Source organism: Muricauda sp. SCSIO 65647, from assembly GCF_021534965.1.
Lineage (GTDB): Bacteria > Bacteroidota > Bacteroidia > Flavobacteriales > Flavobacteriaceae > Flagellimonas_A.
The window spans coordinates 849,351-866,140 of sequence record NZ_CP091037.1; the positions used below are offsets into that span (position 1 = coordinate 849,351).

19 protein-coding genes are annotated in these 16,790 nt (G+C 43.1%); all 19 read right to left on the reverse strand.

Translation table 11 applies throughout. The features are described from left to right. Window positions 1-61: 61 nt before the first annotated feature. Window positions 62-1,426 (reverse strand): TolC family protein, encoded by a 1,365-nt coding sequence (locus L0P89_RS03800; RefSeq protein ID WP_235267069.1) that lies wholly within the window; start codon window positions 1,424-1,426, stop codon window positions 62-64. Between the two features lie 41 nt (window positions 1,427-1,467). Then, entirely contained in the window at window positions 1,468-2,610 is a 1,143-nt protein-coding gene (locus tag L0P89_RS03805) for an efflux RND transporter periplasmic adaptor subunit (RefSeq protein ID WP_235267070.1), read from the reverse strand. Between the two features lie 33 nt (window positions 2,611-2,643). Then, complete coding sequence (locus L0P89_RS03810) at window positions 2,644-3,906, reverse strand: ABC transporter permease (RefSeq protein ID WP_235267071.1); 1,263 nt, start codon at window positions 3,904-3,906, stop codon at window positions 2,644-2,646. Between the two features lies 1 nt (window position 3,907). Continuing rightward, window positions 3,908-5,137 (reverse strand): ABC transporter permease, encoded by a 1,230-nt coding sequence (locus L0P89_RS03815; RefSeq protein WP_235267072.1) that lies wholly within the window; start codon window positions 5,135-5,137, stop codon window positions 3,908-3,910. After that, window positions 5,127-5,831, reverse strand: a complete 705-nt coding sequence (locus L0P89_RS03820) for an ABC transporter ATP-binding protein (RefSeq protein ID WP_235267073.1) — start codon at window positions 5,829-5,831, stop codon at window positions 5,127-5,129. Before L0P89_RS03820 ends, L0P89_RS03815 begins: the two co-directional genes overlap by 11 nt. 97 nt (window positions 5,832-5,928) lie before the next feature. Beyond that, a complete protein-coding gene (locus L0P89_RS03825) occupies window positions 5,929-7,041 on the reverse strand; it encodes an efflux RND transporter periplasmic adaptor subunit (RefSeq protein WP_235267074.1) in 1,113 nt (370 codons plus the stop codon). Window positions 7,042-7,066: 25 nt separating this feature from the next. Next, the gene (locus tag L0P89_RS03830; protein WP_235267075.1) at window positions 7,067-8,326 is read right to left on the reverse strand and encodes an ABC transporter permease; all 1,260 of its coding nucleotides are present in this window, start codon (window positions 8,324-8,326) and stop codon (window positions 7,067-7,069) included. A gap of 2 nt (window positions 8,327-8,328) precedes the next feature. Then, a complete protein-coding gene (locus L0P89_RS03835; protein ID WP_235267076.1) occupies window positions 8,329-9,573 on the reverse strand; it encodes an ABC transporter permease in 1,245 nt (414 codons plus the stop codon). A gap of 109 nt (window positions 9,574-9,682) precedes the next feature. Further along, on the reverse strand, window positions 9,683-9,892 hold the full coding sequence (locus L0P89_RS03840; RefSeq protein WP_235267077.1) for a hypothetical protein: 210 nt from the start codon (window positions 9,890-9,892) through the stop codon (window positions 9,683-9,685). Then, window positions 9,892-10,425, reverse strand: coding sequence for a DUF420 domain-containing protein (locus tag L0P89_RS03845; protein WP_235267078.1), 534 nt, complete (start codon window positions 10,423-10,425; stop codon window positions 9,892-9,894). Before L0P89_RS03845 ends, L0P89_RS03840 begins: the two co-directional genes overlap by 1 nt. After that, entirely contained in the window at window positions 10,422-11,171 is a 750-nt protein-coding gene (locus tag L0P89_RS03850; RefSeq protein ID WP_235267079.1) for an SCO family protein, read from the reverse strand. Before L0P89_RS03850 ends, L0P89_RS03845 begins: the two co-directional genes overlap by 4 nt. Next, window positions 11,152-11,784 (reverse strand): hypothetical protein, encoded by a 633-nt coding sequence (locus L0P89_RS03855; RefSeq protein ID WP_235267080.1) that lies wholly within the window; start codon window positions 11,782-11,784, stop codon window positions 11,152-11,154. Before L0P89_RS03855 ends, L0P89_RS03850 begins: the two co-directional genes overlap by 20 nt. A gap of 93 nt (window positions 11,785-11,877) precedes the next feature. Further along, on the reverse strand, window positions 11,878-12,261 hold the full coding sequence (locus L0P89_RS03860; RefSeq protein ID WP_235267081.1) for a cytochrome C oxidase subunit IV family protein: 384 nt from the start codon (window positions 12,259-12,261) through the stop codon (window positions 11,878-11,880). Between the two features lie 16 nt (window positions 12,262-12,277). Further along, window positions 12,278-13,339 (reverse strand): cytochrome c oxidase subunit 3, encoded by a 1,062-nt coding sequence (locus L0P89_RS03865; RefSeq protein WP_235267082.1) that lies wholly within the window; start codon window positions 13,337-13,339, stop codon window positions 12,278-12,280. Between the two features lie 93 nt (window positions 13,340-13,432). Next, entirely contained in the window at window positions 13,433-14,014 is a 582-nt protein-coding gene (locus L0P89_RS03870; RefSeq protein WP_235267083.1) for a heme-copper oxidase subunit III, read from the reverse strand. A gap of 2 nt (window positions 14,015-14,016) precedes the next feature. Beyond that, complete coding sequence (gene cyoE, locus L0P89_RS03875) at window positions 14,017-14,916, reverse strand: heme o synthase (RefSeq protein ID WP_235267084.1); 900 nt, start codon at window positions 14,914-14,916, stop codon at window positions 14,017-14,019. Window positions 14,917-15,242: 326 nt separating this feature from the next. Continuing rightward, window positions 15,243-15,947 carry an energy transducer TonB gene (locus L0P89_RS03880; RefSeq protein WP_235267085.1) on the reverse strand — a complete coding sequence of 235 codons (705 nt, stop codon included), beginning with the start codon at window positions 15,945-15,947 and terminating at the stop codon, window positions 15,243-15,245. Between the two features lie 56 nt (window positions 15,948-16,003). Beyond that, window positions 16,004-16,405: a VanZ family protein gene (locus L0P89_RS03885; protein WP_235267086.1), complete on the reverse strand. Its 402-nt coding sequence runs from the start codon at window positions 16,403-16,405 to the stop codon at window positions 16,004-16,006. Continuing rightward, window positions 16,398-16,778 carry a glycine cleavage system protein GcvH gene (gene gcvH / locus L0P89_RS03890; protein WP_235267087.1) on the reverse strand — a complete coding sequence of 127 codons (381 nt, stop codon included), beginning with the start codon at window positions 16,776-16,778 and terminating at the stop codon, window positions 16,398-16,400. The genes L0P89_RS03885 and gcvH overlap by 8 nt, the downstream gene beginning before the upstream one ends. Window positions 16,779-16,790 lie beyond the last annotated feature (12 nt).

Sequence of the window (16,790 nt, forward strand, 5' to 3'; positions counted from 1 at the left end):
GATAAAAAGACCTGACAGGTTTTAAAAACCGTCAGGTCCAGCTATTAGGATGCACATTTTTCTAATCTAACCTCAAAGGAATACCAAAGTAAAACTCGAGTATCTTCAATCTGAAGATATAGTCATATTTGGTACGAACGACATCGGCCTCGGCATTATCCAATCTTGCCTGCGCTTGGCTGAAATCAAACGAGTTCATCAGTCCGACATCAAAACGCTCTTTGGCATACTCATAGGCTGTTCTTCTCGCCTCAAGGGTTTTTTGTGCCGCTTCATAGGCCTTTTCAAAGGTATTTACATCAACATACGCCTGTTGTATGTTCGACTCTAGTTCGAGTTTGGTCTGTTCTAATTGCAGCCTTGCGCTTTCAAGGCTGATTTTTGAGCGCTTCACATTGTTTCGGGTGCTCCAGCCATTGAACAGGGGCACGTTGAGCGAGAAACCATAAGCCAACCCATCAAACAAATACAATTGATCGGTAAACGGTATTATTGAAAAATCTGTGGGCATACCATCTGTATCAAATGCCGTGGGAACAAGGTTTTGATCTGAATACCGTGTGTTATAATTTATGAATGCCGACAATGAAGGGTAATTTGCACCCTTAGCGATCTTTAAGTCTTCTTCGGCAAGTTCTACATTCGATTCTGACAATTTTATATCATTTCTAAATGTCAACGCCTTATCAAAAATTACTTTTGCTGAATTGTCTAAAATATCAGAAGGAGGTACGTCAAACGATTCATCGGCAATATCAAAATTCTCATAATCGGTAATTTGAAGTAATTGTGCCAAATTCACTCGAGAAATCAATACCAAGCTTTCCCCATTGATGATCTGCTGTTCTTGATTGGCGGCAGTGGCCTCGATCTCCAATAGGTCACCCCGTGGTACTACACCAGACTCTACCAGTTCTTTCGTACGCTTCAAATCTTGCTCTGTCACCGCATACTGCGCCCTGAAGACCTTTAATTGTTCTTTGTTGCTCAACACCTGTAAATAGGCATTGGCCACATTCAAGCGAATATCGTCTCTCAGATCATCTAATCGATATTGGTTGGCAATGGCATTTAGTTTGGCCCTTTGCAACTGTCTAATATTTCGTAGTCCATCAAAAAGAGTCCAAACCGAAGTTAAGTTACCCGTAAAGTTAAGCTGCGTATTCACAGGTTCTTGAGAAGTTGGGTTAAATGATAAACCCAAGTTTTCGGTTAAACGTGCATCACCGTTCAAATTTGGCAATAAAGCACCCAGGGCATCTGATTTATCGATTTTTGCATTTTCAAGATCGAGTTCAAATTGCTCTATGGTCAGGTTATTGTCAACAGCATAGATAACGCATTCTTCAAGCGTCCATTTTTTCATCTGGGCGTTAGCAAGGCATAAGGCAAACAGTGCTAACAATAGTGTCAGTTTATTTCTCATTCGTTTTTTGATTTTTGTTGGTAATTGGCTATTGTTGGTGCCTACTCGTCAGATTCTTCACCTTCCTCCTCTTCTTCTAGGCCTTTTTTGATTGGTTCTGTTTTGTTCCATTGCTTCACGTTGTCTTCTTCGGTCAGTCCTGAGAGTATTTCTACATTGATTCCGTCAGAGATACCGATTTCAACATCACGCCTTTCAAACTCTTGTTCTCCGGTGGCCACCTCAACATAGGGCTCGTCGGTTTCTTTATCGAATTGTAGCAACGCTTCCGGTATTACCAAAATGCTGTCTTTTTTCTCTAATGTCAATGAAGCATTGGCGCTATAACCTGCCCGCACCATAAAATCATCGTCTACATTGACATCGCCCTCAATCTTGAATTGAACGGCACCTGCCTCTTCGACCCCTTTGGGCGCTATGAACTTCAATGTGGCATCAAATTCTTTATCTTCAATGGCACCTAGGCTTATTTTCAATGGCATGCCGACTTCAAGCTTACCGACCTCGCCTTCATCGACCTTTCCTTCAAAAATCATTTTGCCCAAATCGGCAATGGTGGCAATCGTGGTACCGTCATTGAAATTATTGCTCTGAATAACCTGATCGCCCTCTTCAACAGGAATTTCCAAAATTGTTCCGTCAACCGTGGCACGAATATTTGTATTGGCACTGGCAGAGCCACCCGCAGAACCCCTAAGGATTATCTGATAATCATTTTGGGCATTTTCAAGTTCTAATTTTGCCTGTTCATATTGTAATTGAAGGTTTAGAAAATCTTGATTTGAAACCACACCCCTGTCAAAAAGGGTTTTATTTCTATTATACTCTATTTCAGAGTTCTTGAGGGCCACCTTGGCGTTGTTTACCCGGCCTCTTGCCTGAAAAAGGGCCTGTTCATTAGGCACCACCCTAATAAGGGCAATCAAATCACCCGTTTTTACCTCATCGCCCTCTTCATTGTATATCTTGTCGATAATGCCCGAAATCTGTGGCTTGATCTCAACCTCTTCTTGGGGAATCACCTTACCCGTGGCCACAGTCTTCTTTTCTATGTTTGAAATAAAGGGGTTATGGGTTTCGTATTCTATCGGTGACTTGCTGTTAGAGCTGATAAAGAAAGATGCGGCCCAAAGGGCACCGATTACCAAGACTGCAAGTCCTACCCATTTTAGAATTTTCTTCATTTTCTGATTATTTAGTTTCTTATATCCAGTTTTTTATTCTTCTCTCAATGCATCGATCGGCCGAATGCTGACGGCCCTTTGCGCTGGTATCAGCCCTATGAGCACACCTAAAACCATCATCAACATGAATGCCCCCACCACCAGTGGTATCGGCACCGTCGGATTGGTATATGGAAAATCAATGCCCTGTGTCGCATTATCGACAATTTTTAGCACTACCGCCCCTAAGATGATCCCTATTATTCCTGAGATCAATGTCAAAAAGAGGCACTCCAAAACAATCAAGGTACGTACTTCACCGGGCGTGGCACCCAAGGCCCTTCTCACGCCCAATTCTTTGGTACGCTCTTTGACCGAAATCAACAGAATGGCCCCGATACCGATAATACCCGCCAAAATGGTGGCTATGCCCACTACTAACGAGATAAAGGTCAACCCTTTCGAGAAGCCCATAATCTTATTGAATACTTCGCCCAAATTGAATGTGCCAAATGCCCTTTCATCAGTTGGATCTACGCGGTGTATGGATTTGAGAACCGATTTTACATCTTCTTCAACCTGAACCACATCGGCATCATCGTAAGCGGCAATAGAGAACCAGCCAACATTTTCGCCAGAATTGTACAATCTTCGATAGGTTGTAAAAGGGATAAAAATGTCGCTATCTGAGTCAAAGGGTGCCGTTTGTACAAATTTGTGAACCCCGACCACTTGAAAATAGATACCATCAATTCGAATGTACCCCCCGATCGGGTCTTCATCTTCTTCAAACAATTCTTGTTGGGTGCGCTCACCGATCACACACACCTTTCGAGCCTGCTCAATATCATCGTCGTTGATAAAACGACCACCGTCATATATCTTTTTGGTGGCGATTTTCGTAAAAACAGGAAAATCGCCATAAACAGGGTAACTGCCTGATTTTAATCCTCGGGATATGGATGCCGGAGAAGAACCAAAAGTGCCTTTTACGTTTCTAGGGGCGATATATTGAATTTCAGCGATTCGGTTTTCAAGTACAGTGGCATCACCAAGTTTCAACTGTAATTGTCTTCCTGTCTTGAAGCCTGAATAGGGTTTGCTGGTACTTTGCGCCCAAGCAAAAAGGCTGTTCATGGCTACTGTTTCAAAAGACTTTTCAAAACCGTTGTCCATTCCTTTAGCGGCACCTGACATGGCTATGTAAACAAAAATACCCCAGAGTACCCCAACGATGGTAATTATGGTGCGTATTTTATTTTTTCGGATGGATCCGAAAATTTCTTGCCAGGTATTTCTATCAAATAACAATCTCATCTTATTCGTCCCTTAATGCCACTATGGGTTTGATTCTTGCTGCACGTCTCGCGGGAATATAACCGGCCAAAGCTCCGAAGAGGATCAAAAAAACGGTTGCGATAATGGCAAGGCCCGTGTTGATATATGGATTCTTGATGAAGAAATCCTCAAGACTGGTACCAATCGATTGCAATACGACCAGACCAATCAACATGCCTATATAACCAAACGCTGTGGTAATAAAAACAGATTCCAATAAAATAGATCCAATGACCGAAGCCGGTGTAGCCCCCAAAGCCTTTCGAATACCAATTTCTTTGGTACGTTCTTTTACCACGAAAACCATAATATTACTGATCCCGATGATACCTGCCACCAAGGTGCCCAAGGCAAATACGGATGCAATAATGCCCAGTATATTGGCGAACTGCTGGTTTTGTTTTAGTTGGTCGGCCACATTTCTGATAAAAAGCCCATTTTGGTCTTCAGGGCTTATGTATTTTTTCTCCTTCAGAAACTTTTCTAGACTTGTTTCAAAAGCCATTGCCCCTGCATATCCTATCTCTGGTTTGAAGCCAAGAATGATTTGATCGATCTTATCAGTGTTTTTTTCAATCAACTGTCTGGTGGTATAGGGCAAATAAATATATCGCTCTTCATTGTCGCCCCCATCATCTTGAAAAACCCCGATGACCTTAAATGCACTTCCTCCGATATCGATGTATTTGCCAATAGCGTCGACTGCGCCGAAAAGGTCTTGTTCCACCAACCTGCCAATGACCGCATATTTGGTCTTCTTGGCAATATCTTCTTGATTGAGGTACCGCCCCTTCATCATAATGGTCTTTTCATTGAATTGATGACCGGGGGCCACGGCCCTTGTGTTGTAGTTATTTGACTCTTCACGGTACTTCACCAAGGCATTTCTACTTATTCTTGGGGTTATATAGTCAACAAAGAGCGCAAAGTTCTTCTTGATATCGGCCAAATCAGAATTATCGAATTCTATTCTTCTTCTTGATTTGTAACCTTTATATGGCATGGTCGTTCTGCCGGGAAATAGGAAAAAAGTATTGGTGGCATCGTCGCTGAAAAACTCATTGAAGGTGTTCTTCAACCCATTGGTCAAGCCTACCAAAGAGACAAAGATGAGAATACCCAAAGCCACTGTAAATCCCGCCAAAAATGTGCGGAGTTTATTTTTCTTGATGGATATGAATATTTCTCGCCAAGTATCTCTACTGAACATATGCGGAGGCCCTTACCTGTTTTATTTTTTCGTCTTTTTCAATGACACCGTCCTTTAGATAGACAATACGTTTGCACATATGCGCGATATCATCTTCGTGGGTGACCACCAAAATGGTGTTTCCTTGATCATTTATCTTTTGAATGAGTTCCATGATCTCATATGAGGTGGTACTGTCTAGAGCACCCGTCAACTCATCGGCCAACAAAACCTTTGGCTCGGCCGCCATGGCCCTTGCTATCGCCACCCGTTGCTTTTGGCCACCAGAAAGTTCGTTCGGTAGGTGGTGCGCCCACTCTTTGAGACCCACTTGCTCTAAATACTTCATTGCCTTTTCTTGACGCTCTTTTCTGGGCATTCTTTGATAGTACAGTGGCAATGCCACGTTCTCTAAGGCGTTTTTATAATTGATAAGGTTGAAAGATTGGAAGATAAACCCTAGAAACTTGTTTCGATATTGGGCCGCTTTTGTCTCTGAGAGGTTTTTGATCGGAACCCCATCCAATGTGTATTCTCCTGAATCTGCTTCATCCAACATGCCCAAAATGTTCAGCAGGGTTGATTTTCCAGAACCAGACGAGCCCATAATGGCCACCAATTCACCTTCTTCAATTGAAAAGTTCAATCCTTTGAGTACATGCAGGGAATTGCTTCCCATTTTATAGGATTTGTGAAGATCTTTGATTTCTATCATGATTGGTTTGTTAGCTATCCCGTAACGAAGATTCGTACAATATGACTCACAAGATGTTAAATTGTTACAAGAATTGAATAAAAATTTTGTTAAATGATCAGTTGGCCGTGACTTCTGGCTCAACGTTGTTCCAGACCTTGATTTTGTCATCTGGACCAACGCCTGATTTTACCTCCACGAAAATACCATCACTGATACCGAGCTGGATCTCTTTTCTTTCGAATTGTTGTTCGCCTTTTTCGATTTCAACAAAAGGTTCTTTGGTCTCTGTATCAAACTGTACCAAAGCTTCTTTTAAAGCTAGAACGCTGTCGGCCCTTGCCAGAATAATGGAGGCATTGGCACTCAGGCCAGCGCGGATGAAGGTGGTATCCTCTTTTGTCAAAGTGCCCTTAATCTCAAACTGGATCGCTCCATTTTCTTCTTTTCCCTTTGGTGCGATGTAATCGAGAACTGCATCAAAAACTTGATCCTCAATGGCCCCTACGGTAATTTCCAACGGAAGGTTTTCGGTTATTTTACCGACTTCAGATTCATCGACCTTGCCTTCAAAAATCATTTTCTCAACATCAGCTATGGCGGCTATGGTAGTTCCTTCATTGAAGTTGTTGCTCTCGATAACCTGATTGCCCTTTTCGACGGGTACATCTAAGACCATACCGCTGACCGTAGAGCGAATGAGGGTATTGGCCTGGTTGCCATAACCACTCGCCGTACCTGTTTTGATGATGTCGTATCTTTTATTGGCGGCATTGTACGATTGTTTTGCTTGGTCAAACGTGACTTCGGCCCGTTCAAGGTCTGCTTGGGAAATAACCCCTCTATCGAACAGGGATTTTTGCCGATCATAGTTACGCTTCTGATCGTTTAAATTGATTTTGGCCTGATCGATCGCGTCGCGAGCATCATTGAGCGCATTCAAATTAGGGACCACTTTGATTTTGGCAATCAAATCACCCGACTTCACATAGTCACCTCCCTCAACATAAACTTCTTCGATTACCCCTGAAATATTGGGCTTTATCAATACTTCTTCTAAAGGAAGGATACTTCCCGTAGCCACGGCTTTTTTTATGATGGTCTGTTTTGACGGTTTTTCAGTTGAATAGATTACCGGATCTTCAGCATCCTTTTGATATAGATAGTACATCGCTCCACCGAATCCGATTAAAATGATCAGGAGAATGATAATGGTTACTGACTTCTTCATTTTAATTATTTTGATTGATATTTAATTATTCATTTCTTAATGCCTCAATGGGTCTGACACGTATAGCACTCTGTGCGGGTATGAACCCTGCCAACAGCCCCGATATCACCAATACCAAAAGTGCGGTCGCGACCACACGAACGCTTACACTGGGGTTCATGAACATGTCTACCGGCCCCACATTTGCCAAAAGCGCATTGACCGCATAAATAAAGAGTGCCCCAAAAATTATACCGGCCATTCCTGAGATTATGGTCAAGAATATCGACTCTAATATGACCTGCTTCTTAATCGACCAAGGATGTTCGCCCAGAGCCCTTCGTATGCCGATCTCTTTGGTACGTTCTTTTACCACTATGAGCATGATATTACTGACACCGATGATTCCTGAAAGCAAAACAAAGGTTCCCACTATTATGGCAATCCATCGCATACCGGCAAAAAGGCTCTCTACGCGGTTATATTGTTCATAGAGATCGAAATGGCCTATCGCGCGATGGTCTTCAGGATGCACTTTGTGCTTTTTCTTCATCACATCGATGATTTTTTCCTTGAGCACCGATATCGAGTGGCCATCTTCGGCAGTAATGGCCATCCAGCCTACATCTTCGCCGTAATTGAAAGCCTGCGAAAATGAAGTAAAGGGGACAAAAATTTCTTTTTGGGCTTCTTCGCCCCCATCACTACTGTTCTTTTTATACGTACCTACCACCAAAAAATTGACACCTTGAATCTTGATATAGGTACCCAACACCTCTTCATTCTTATCATAAAGATCATTTTTCACTCCTTGCCCAATAATGGCCACCTTGCGCTTTTCGTTGATATCGTTATAATTGATAAACCTACCGGACGTCACGGTCATGGGGTCTTGGTTGATAATTTCGGGATAGTCGCCATACACATTGTACGCACCGGCATTGAGCCCCCTTACCACATTGTTACCGCCCGAACTGAAGCCACCTAGTTGGTTTCTTGGAGAAAGAAATCTCAGATTTGGCACATTATCCCTAATGGTCTGTACATCTTCGCGCTTAAATTCGAAACTCCTATCTTTTGGCAGGCCTTGGTAAGGTTTTGTGGTCCTTCTTGTCCACATGAACATGGTATTGGTGGCAATATCACCGAAATCTTGGTTAATACCATTCTCCAGCCCTTTGCCTGCCGCCAAAAGAATGATGAGTATGAAAATGCCCCAAAAGACTCCAAAAGCGGTCAAGACGGTTCTAAACCAGTTACTGGTCAATACCTCCAAAATTTCTTTCCAACGATCTCTATTGAACATGGTTATTCGTCTCTCAGTGCTTCGATTACTTTTATTCTGGCAGCCCTCCATGCTGGGAAAAACCCAGCGATCGTTCCTGCCAATATCAGTACCAGAACGGTCGCTACCGCAACTTTTAAGTTTACAGATGGATTTACCACATAGTCAATCTCAACATTTGGCCCAACGACTTCTAACAACAACATACTCAGTATGAGTCCTCCAAATCCTGAAATAGCCGTTACAAATATCGATTCGTGAAGAATCATGCCCACAATCGACCAAGGTTTCGCGCCCAAGGCTTTTCGAATACCTATTTCGCGAGTTCTTTCCTTAACGACAATCAACATGATATTGCTTACGCCCACTACTCCAGCGATGATGGTACAGACACCTACGAACCAAAAAAACAGTTTGATGTTGCCGGTAAGGCTATAATACCGCTTAGCTTCTTCAAGGGCACTCCAGACCTCGACCGCACTGGTATCATCAGGTGCCACGGTGTGAACTTGCTGTAAATGTTTTTTTAGCCCCTCTTTGAACATCGTCGCTTCGGCCACAGCTTGGTCAAAATTCTCTTTGGGCGGCAAGGTATACGATAGTGTGTTTAAACGATCACCGCCATTAAAAACCTTTTGTGCCGTTGTTATAGGAATATAGATTCGCTCTTCTTCGCGGTCTTCATATTCTTTAAAGACACCGACAATTTTGAAGGGAATGCCACTTATCTCAATGAATTCGCCTATTGGAGTTTCTACTTTGTTGAACACATCGGTCCTTATTTTCCTTCCGATAACGGCAATCTTGGCGGTTGATGCATAATCTTGGTAGTTGATAAACCGTCCTTCAATAATTCTGGTGTTCTCGATGAATTGAAACTGATCCGATACCCCCTGTATACTATACACCAAAGCTTCTTTGCCATAGTTTACCGTGACATCACGTACAAAAAGCCTTGGTGATTGATATTCTATTGTTTCAGAAAAAAGTTTGCCTGAAGAGTCAAAGTTCTCATTGGTCAGCTGAATGCGCCGGCCGGGGTTGAGCCCCTTGTACTCTTTTGAAGTGACTCCTGTCCATACCCATAAACTGGTAGTCGCATCTTGTTCAAACTCACGTTTGATACCATTCTGCATACCATTGCCAAAACCCAAAAGCACTACCAAGATGAATATGCCGGATGCTACGGAAAGGCCCGTCAAAAAAGTACGAAGTTTGTTCTTACGGATGGTATCAAAAATCTCTTGCCATCTTTCAAGATCGAACATAGGTTGGTTGTTTGATGATTGATGAAGTACGCTATCGTACCTTAATAAGACAATAGATAGCCCACTTTGTTACAGTAACACGCCAAAAAATATGTTAAAATTTTAGCATCTATTTTTTCAACTTTCGGTACACAAAGAAAAAAATCGTGGCCACAATGATATAGGGAATGGCCATCAAATAGAGAATGCCATCATTTATACCCTCGGCCGTACCGCCTTCGGCCTCACTTTCCAAAACGGCCCGACACATAGAGCATTGGGCTTCCGCCAAGCTTGGGAGCATTATGAAAACCAGTATGAAAAAGACCGTTCTTTTCATTATTGGTAATAGGGTGAAATCATCAAATAGACCACTACCCCCGTTATGGCCACATATAACCAAATAGGAAAGGTAATCTTTGCCAATCTTCGATGTCGTTCAAACTGTTTCAAATACGCCCTTGCATACGTTTTCAATACCAATGGAATGATCACTATCGACAAAAGGATATGGGAAATAAGCACAAAAAAATAAACATATCTGAGCAATCCCTCTCCCCCAAAGGGTGTCGAATCTGAGGTCATATGATAAGCCACATACATCAACAAAAACAATAATGAGAGCGCGATACAGGTGGTCATCAGCCTTTGGTGCAAGACCCTTCTACCATTTTTGATGGCAATTACGGCAATAATCAACAAAATGGCGGTCACGGCATTGATGGCGGCATAAATAGGCGGCAAAAAAGACAAGGGTTCCACGTTCGGAAGTTTGACCCCGAACAACAATGCCACTACAACAGGAATTGCCACCGAAACGATATTGATGATCCTGTTGAATTTTTTCTCTTTCAAAACCACATCTTCTATCATTCTTGCAAAAGCTTTTTAATGTCTTGTTTCAACAACGAAATCTGTTCTTCTTCTCCTTCGGCATTTACGCCCTGTTCTTCGGTCACCGTGCCTCGATAATAAATAATGGGATTACCATGTCTGTCTTTTCTTGAGCGAATGTATCCCTCTCTATCGACCAAAGCAAACATTCCCGAATGTTCAAAACCGCCGGGTGCATCTTCGGCTTCACTGGCCACGATATAAAAGCCTTCTTCGGCCAGACGGTAAATTTCTTCTTGGTCACCGGTCAAGAGATGCCAGTCTTTATCGACAATACCGTTCTTTTTGGCATATTTCTTAAGTATAGAGGGGGTATCGTATCGCGGGTTAATGGTAAACGAAGCCACTCCGAAATCGTCATTATCGGTAAAGGTTTGCTGTAACTCGACCAAGTTTTTGGTCATCACCGGGCATATGGTCGGGCATGTGGTAAAGAAAAAATCGACCACATAAACCTTGCCCAGATAGTCTTCGTTGCTGACCCTTACACTATCTTGGTTAATGAAAGAAAAGGAAGGTACTTTTCTTTTCTCACCTGTTTGCTTGTTCTCTATATAGGTCAATTCACCTGATGGAATGGCGGCAGCCGACCTTTCGTCCCTGACCACATCGCCCTTGGCCAGACGGTCGACAATTTTGGGCACGAAAATGATACCGAAAATCAAAATCACCAAAGACACCCAAATGTAGTTGTACTTTCGCTTGTTATTCGCTGTTGTCGGCATTGTTCTTCTTTAAGGCGAGTCGATATTCGGCCAAGATAATTTTTACGTCGTCTCTCATCTTATTGTTCAGGTCTGCAACAGAACTTGTGTCAAAACCATATTTCATTCCCTCGTCTTCATCATCGTTTCTTCCGCGCAGGTTTCCCTCTTTGTCGATAATGAAAACATGGGCGGTGAACAAATCATTTTCTAAACTTAAATCAGTCTGCAGGCTTTTGAAAAGCCTTTCTATGTCAGATGGGTCTCCATAGACAAAATTCCAGTTCTGTGTATCGGAAAAAGTGCCCAATTCTCCTTTAAGTTCGGCCACTTTTTCTTCAGAGCCTTCTGGAACGACCATTACAAACTGCAGATCTTTAAACCCATCGAAGCGCTTGTATATTTTTTGGTTAAGGTTGAAGACATTGCCCTTACGCTCATCTATATTGTTTCCCAAAAAACCCAAGATGGTGATTTTTCCGTTCAAAACGGCATCTCCTTGAAAGCTTTCAAGCGAAGTGATATTTTCGGTCAGAATGGGAAGTCTGCCAAAGTTATTGACCCCCGAGGCAAAAAACAGGTAAGCTACCAGAGGAAAGATGAACAACACTACCAAGACCACCGTCTTCTTCATATTGCAAATTTACGACCCAACAAGAAGATACCCATGCTATCGGAACAAAAAAGACGGCCATTTGACCGCCTCTCTTATGCTATTTTTTGAATCTTAGAAATTCCATGCCAGAAAACCCTCTTTGAAGACCGTGTAAACGTAATCGGCTTCATAGAGTAAGATGAACACAAGGTAACACACCAAGAAAATTGGCGTCCATACAATGGCTCTACGAAGTGAGCTTTTTTCGTCACGAAGGTGCATGAAATCCCATGCGATATAGTAGGCCTTGACCAAAGTCAATACAATGAAAATCCAGTTCAACAACTTCATGCCGATGAAATAGTTCTTGGTCAAGATTTCAGGCTTGGTGATCCCAAGACCCACTTCTATTGCCGTGACTATGGTCAAAAAAATGAGTACTCCCCAAATTTTCTGGGTGTTTGACCTGAACTTTAGAAGCCCCCTGAATATTTCCAATTTATGATCGTGCGCCATAGTATCAAATGATTTTTTATACCAAATAAAAGAATGTGAATACGAATACCCAGACCAAATCGACAAAGTGCCAGTACAGTCCTACTTTTTCAACCATTTCATAATGGCCACGCCGTTCATAGGTGCCCAATATGATGTTGAAGAAAATAATGATGTTGATGACCACCCCTGAAAATACGTGAAAACCGTGAAAGCCGGTGATGAAAAAGAAAAAGTCGGCGAACAATCGGCTACCGTACTCGTTTCGAATCAAGTTGGCCCCTTCTACCACTCGAACTGCATTGTTCAATCTGGCCAAAGCTGCCTCTCTTTTAAAAATTGCTTTCTCCCCTGTTTCGCCCAAGTTACTGTAATTACGCTCTAATTCTTGTAATTTGGACTGGTCAGAAGGATTTTCAGATGAACGTAATTGTTCAACATCGGGAATAATTTGCTCTGCACGCATCAAAATACCCGGATTGGCCTTGAAGCCCTCTATCACCTCATTTAACGAAAAAGATGTTTTATAGCCCTCGGCCTCATACCAAATACCTTCATTGCTAACATGCTTCACGCGGTCTTCGGGCAACACTTTCGCAAAGTCGGCCAATGCTGCACGTTCACCCGAATCAGCTTTCACAAATTGAAGAATACGCCCCCCTTTGGTTTCCAATGCGCCAAAATCGCCTTTGATGAACGTGGCCCATTCCCAAGCTTGAGAGCCCACGAAAATGGCGCCCCCAACAATGGTCAAGAACATGTACAAGATCACTTTTTTCTGCATCATGCGATGGCCGGCATCAACTGCCAGTACCATTGTGACCGAAGACATGATCAGTATAAAGGTCATGAACGCCACATAGTACATGGGGTAATTGCCGTGAAAAAAGGGCACGTGGGTAAACACCTCATCGGCTATGGGCCAAGTCTCGATAAACTTGAACCTTGAAAATCCATAAGAAACCAAAAAACCTGAGAAGGTAAGTGCATCTGAGACGATGAAAAACCACATCATCAATTTGCCGTAACTGGCTCCCAGAGGTCTGTTGCCCCCTCCCCAAACTGTTCCTTCCGATTCGGTCGTCACCGCTGTATCCATAAAAACCGTTGTTTTAATAAAGCTTTAGCAAAAATAAACGTTTTGACGTATTCTGAAAATCCAATTACTGATGAAACCCCAAATTTTGAAAAATTATTTTACAAAGTACATGAACAATAACAGATAAACCCACAACAAATCCAAGAAATGCCAAAACGAAGCCCCCAATTCAAGCCCCAACATATCACTGGGCCGATATTTGCCCCTGAGTTGTTGAAAGATGACCACCAGCAACGAAATGAGCCCTGCCACCACGTGCAAAATATGCACAAAGGCAATCAGAAAAACATACGACATTTTGATATTGCTGGTCGGGCCGGTAAAATAATACCCGCTCTGCAGCATTTGTGAAAAACCATAAAATTGAAAGCCAATGAACCCCATACCCAGCAACAAGGTCACCAGCAACCAGAGTGAGGCATTTTTTTGATCATCTGCCCTGACAGCCTTTTTTGCAAAAATATAGGTAAGGCTACTGACGATGATGAGTGCGGTACTGATGAAGAAAGCCGTAGGCAGTTCCAACTCCTGCACCCAATCATCACGCTTGCTGCTGACGATGTATGCGCTCGTCCATCCGGCGAAACCCATGATGAGGCTTCCCATACCGAACCATAGCAGCATTTTTCTTGAACGTTCCCTTCTTTCTTTTCCGGTTCCTTTTGTCAAATCCATATTCAAATCAACTTATCCACTACATACACTATTTGCATCAGTGTAATGTATGAAACGCTTGCCAACATTAAATTTCTGGCAGCTTTATTATCCTTTTTTTCATATAGGCGAAAAGCAAAGCCCAGCATGACCAGGCCCATCAAAAGCACCACTATTGCTGCCGTGATCGAAAGATGCAACCGGCCCGTAAAACCAAAGACCGGCATAATGGAGATGACGATCATCCAAATGGTGTACAATATGATCTGCAGGGCAGTGCCATTGTCTTTTTTTCCTGTGGGCAGCATTTTGAAGCCTCCCCGTTTGTAATCTTCGTCGAGCATCCACCCCAGTGACCAAAAATGTGGGAATTGCCAAAAAAACTGAATCATGAAAAGGGTGCCAGGTTCGATGCCAAAATCGTTGGTGGCCGCCACCCAACCCAACATAAAGGGTATCGCCCCGGGTATTGCCCCCACAAATACCGAAAGGGGCGTGACGGTTTTTAAAGGGGTATAGGCGCAAGTGTACAGAAATATCGATATGGCGCCGAACAGTGCTGTTTTCGGGCTCAGAATGTAGAGCGAGACCACGCCAAGCACCGTCATGGCAATCGCTACCGTCAAAGCGGTGGCCACCGACATGCGCCCTGCCGGAATCGGGCGGTTCTTGGTGCGTTTCATCAACGCATCAAGGTCACGTTCGATAATCTGGTTGTAGGCATTTGAGGCACCCACCATACAATAGCCCCCAAAACCGAGCAATAAAACCGAAAGCGGTTCAATGGTGTAGGCACCCAAAAAATAGCCGGCAATGGAAGAAAACACCACACTGACCGCCAAACGCACCTTGGTGATTTCTTTAAAATCAGTAAAAATCAAAGACCAAGTTGTGTTTTTGACCGTGCTTACCGCCGACTTCATGTGGTATCGTTATCAGCCTGCAAAGATACGTCTGCAATGCTTCTTTTGCAATTATCAATGTCATTTCGACATGAGCCAGCTTTCGGCGGACGATTGAGAAATCTTTTAGTTGAATGGATTTCTCAGTCGCGATGCTCCTTCGAAATGACGTTTTTATGATCGCGAATCATATATCTCATGCGCCACCGCAATATTTTTGTATGCCACACGAAAGAATCTATGTGGTAACAGGGTCATTTGCAATGCCAGTGCCAGCGTTTTTGATTTCTTTGACAAAAAAAACCCCGACATTGCTGTCGGGGTCTCTATATCGGAAGATAAGCTATCTATTGTAGCTTAAACGTAATCGGAATACTGAACGGAACTTTTACCGGACGCCCCCTTTGTTTACCGGGAGTCATCTTAGGTAGTTTTTGGATGATACGCAATGCCTCGGCCTCTAAATTTTTGTCCGGGCCGCGCATTCTGATGTTGCCGATGCTACCGTCTTTCTGGATGACGAAGATGACGTTCACCCTACCTTGAACCCCCATTTCTTGGGCAATTTCTGGGTAGCGGAAGTTTTTACGAATGTGCTTCTGCATCATTTCCTGGAAACATGACTTTTTATCTTTTGCCCCTTCACAACCTGGAAAAATCGGCACATCTTCAATAACGGCAAAAGGAACGGAAATATCTTCCTCGACCTCTTCTACTTCAACCTCTTCTACCTCCATGACCTCTTCTTCTTGACTGGTCTCGGTCGACTCGATCACCGTTTCTTCCACCTCCTCTTCATCTTCCACAACCTCTATTACCTCTGGGGCAGCTGGTGGCGGTGGCGGTGGCGGGGTTTTTATTTGTTCGGTCATTGGCACTTCTTCATCCAACTGGTCTTCTACATTGAGCGCAATATCATAATCGTTGACCTTGTCATATTTCTTCCATTCCATCGAGGCATATATGATGCCCAATACGGCTGCTAGGCCGATGACGAAATACAAGGCACTATTTTTGTTCACATCTACATGAGGATTCTTCTTTGGTTCCATCTTCCTTTTAGATTTTAGTATTTGCTAATTTAATTTTTTTTGTTTAACGCAGCAATTTAATTTTTGATTTTAACCCGCCCTGGCCTTGAAAAATGCCGAAATAACAATAGAGCGGCGGTTAACGCTCCCAGACAATTGGCAAAAAAGTCGCCCCATTCTGCCGAGCGATCGGTAGTTACCGTGTGCTGTAACACTTCAATAATAGAACCATATGCGACTGCGGCCAAAAACAACCAAAGCAACATTTTCTTGAGCCCGAACCCTTTGGTTGGATCTTTGAACGTGGCGTGCCCACCCAACCAGACAAATCCAAAATAAAAAGCAAAATGGGCAATCTTATCAGAGTATGGAATATCAATGGTATTGGTATCCAAATCGGAAAAAGAGAACAGGCTGAGCATGGTAACCAATATGATCCAGCCAAAAAATGAAATGGTGAATACGGTACGTTTAGGCACCGATCAATGCTTTGTAATCTGAAGCGCTCAAAAGATCTTCAACTTCAGAAGCGTCGCTGATTTTTAATTTGATCATCCAACCTTCCCCATAAGGGTCTGAATTCACTTTTTCAGGCTCATCTTCCAAGGCCTCGTTGAATTCAATGATTTCACCGGCTAGGGGCAAGAAAAGATCCGATACGGTCTTTACCGCCTCGACCGTGCCAAAGACCTCTTCCCGGTCTAAGGTCTCATCAACGGTCTCGACTTCAACATAGACAATATCGCCCAATTCACCTTGAGCAAAGTCAGTAATGCCAACTGTGGCTACGTCTCCTTCAATTCTTACCCATTCGTGGTCTTTGGTGTACTTTAAATCTTCTGGCAAATTCATTTTGTCAACTAT

Excerpts from the sequence above, each read along its gene's own strand:
- L0P89_RS03805 (WP_235267070.1), bottom strand. The coding sequence starts at position 2,610 with ATGAAGAAAATTCTAAAATGGGTAGGACTTGCAGTCTTGGTAATCGGT.
- L0P89_RS03825 (WP_235267074.1), bottom strand. The coding sequence starts at position 7,041 with ATGAAGAAGTCAGTAACCATTATCATTCTCCTGATCATTTTAATCGGA.
- L0P89_RS03815 (WP_235267072.1), bottom strand. The coding sequence starts at position 5,137 with ATGTTCAGTAGAGATACTTGGCGAGAAATATTCATATCCATCAAGAAA.
- L0P89_RS03830 (WP_235267075.1), bottom strand. The coding sequence starts at position 8,326 with ATGTTCAATAGAGATCGTTGGAAAGAAATTTTGGAGGTATTGACCAGT.
- L0P89_RS03810 (WP_235267071.1), bottom strand. The coding sequence starts at position 3,906 with ATGAGATTGTTATTTGATAGAAATACCTGGCAAGAAATTTTCGGATCC.
- L0P89_RS03880 (WP_235267085.1), bottom strand. The coding sequence starts at position 15,947 with ATGGAACCAAAGAAGAATCCTCATGTAGATGTGAACAAAAATAGTGCC.
- L0P89_RS03835 (WP_235267076.1), bottom strand. The coding sequence starts at position 9,573 with ATGTTCGATCTTGAAAGATGGCAAGAGATTTTTGATACCATCCGTAAG.
- L0P89_RS03800 (WP_235267069.1), bottom strand. The coding sequence starts at position 1,426 with ATGAGAAATAAACTGACACTATTGTTAGCACTGTTTGCCTTATGCCTT.
- gcvH (WP_235267087.1), bottom strand. The coding sequence starts at position 16,778 with ATGAATTTGCCAGAAGATTTAAAGTACACCAAAGACCACGAATGGGTA.
- L0P89_RS03855 (WP_235267080.1), bottom strand. The coding sequence starts at position 11,784 with ATGAAGAAGACGGTGGTCTTGGTAGTGTTGTTCATCTTTCCTCTGGTA.
- L0P89_RS03870 (WP_235267083.1), bottom strand. The coding sequence starts at position 14,014 with ATGGATTTGACAAAAGGAACCGGAAAAGAAAGAAGGGAACGTTCAAGA.
- L0P89_RS03840 (WP_235267077.1), bottom strand. The coding sequence starts at position 9,892 with ATGAAAAGAACGGTCTTTTTCATACTGGTTTTCATAATGCTCCCAAGC.
- L0P89_RS03850 (WP_235267079.1), bottom strand. The coding sequence starts at position 11,171 with ATGCCGACAACAGCGAATAACAAGCGAAAGTACAACTACATTTGGGTG.
- L0P89_RS03820 (WP_235267073.1), bottom strand. The coding sequence starts at position 5,831 with ATGATAGAAATCAAAGATCTTCACAAATCCTATAAAATGGGAAGCAAT.
- L0P89_RS03845 (WP_235267078.1), bottom strand. The coding sequence starts at position 10,425 with ATGATAGAAGATGTGGTTTTGAAAGAGAAAAAATTCAACAGGATCATC.
- cyoE (WP_235267084.1), bottom strand. The coding sequence starts at position 14,916 with ATGAAGTCGGCGGTAAGCACGGTCAAAAACACAACTTGGTCTTTGATT.
- L0P89_RS03865 (WP_235267082.1), bottom strand. The coding sequence starts at position 13,339 with ATGGATACAGCGGTGACGACCGAATCGGAAGGAACAGTTTGGGGAGGG.
- L0P89_RS03860 (WP_235267081.1), bottom strand. The coding sequence starts at position 12,261 with ATGGCGCACGATCATAAATTGGAAATATTCAGGGGGCTTCTAAAGTTC.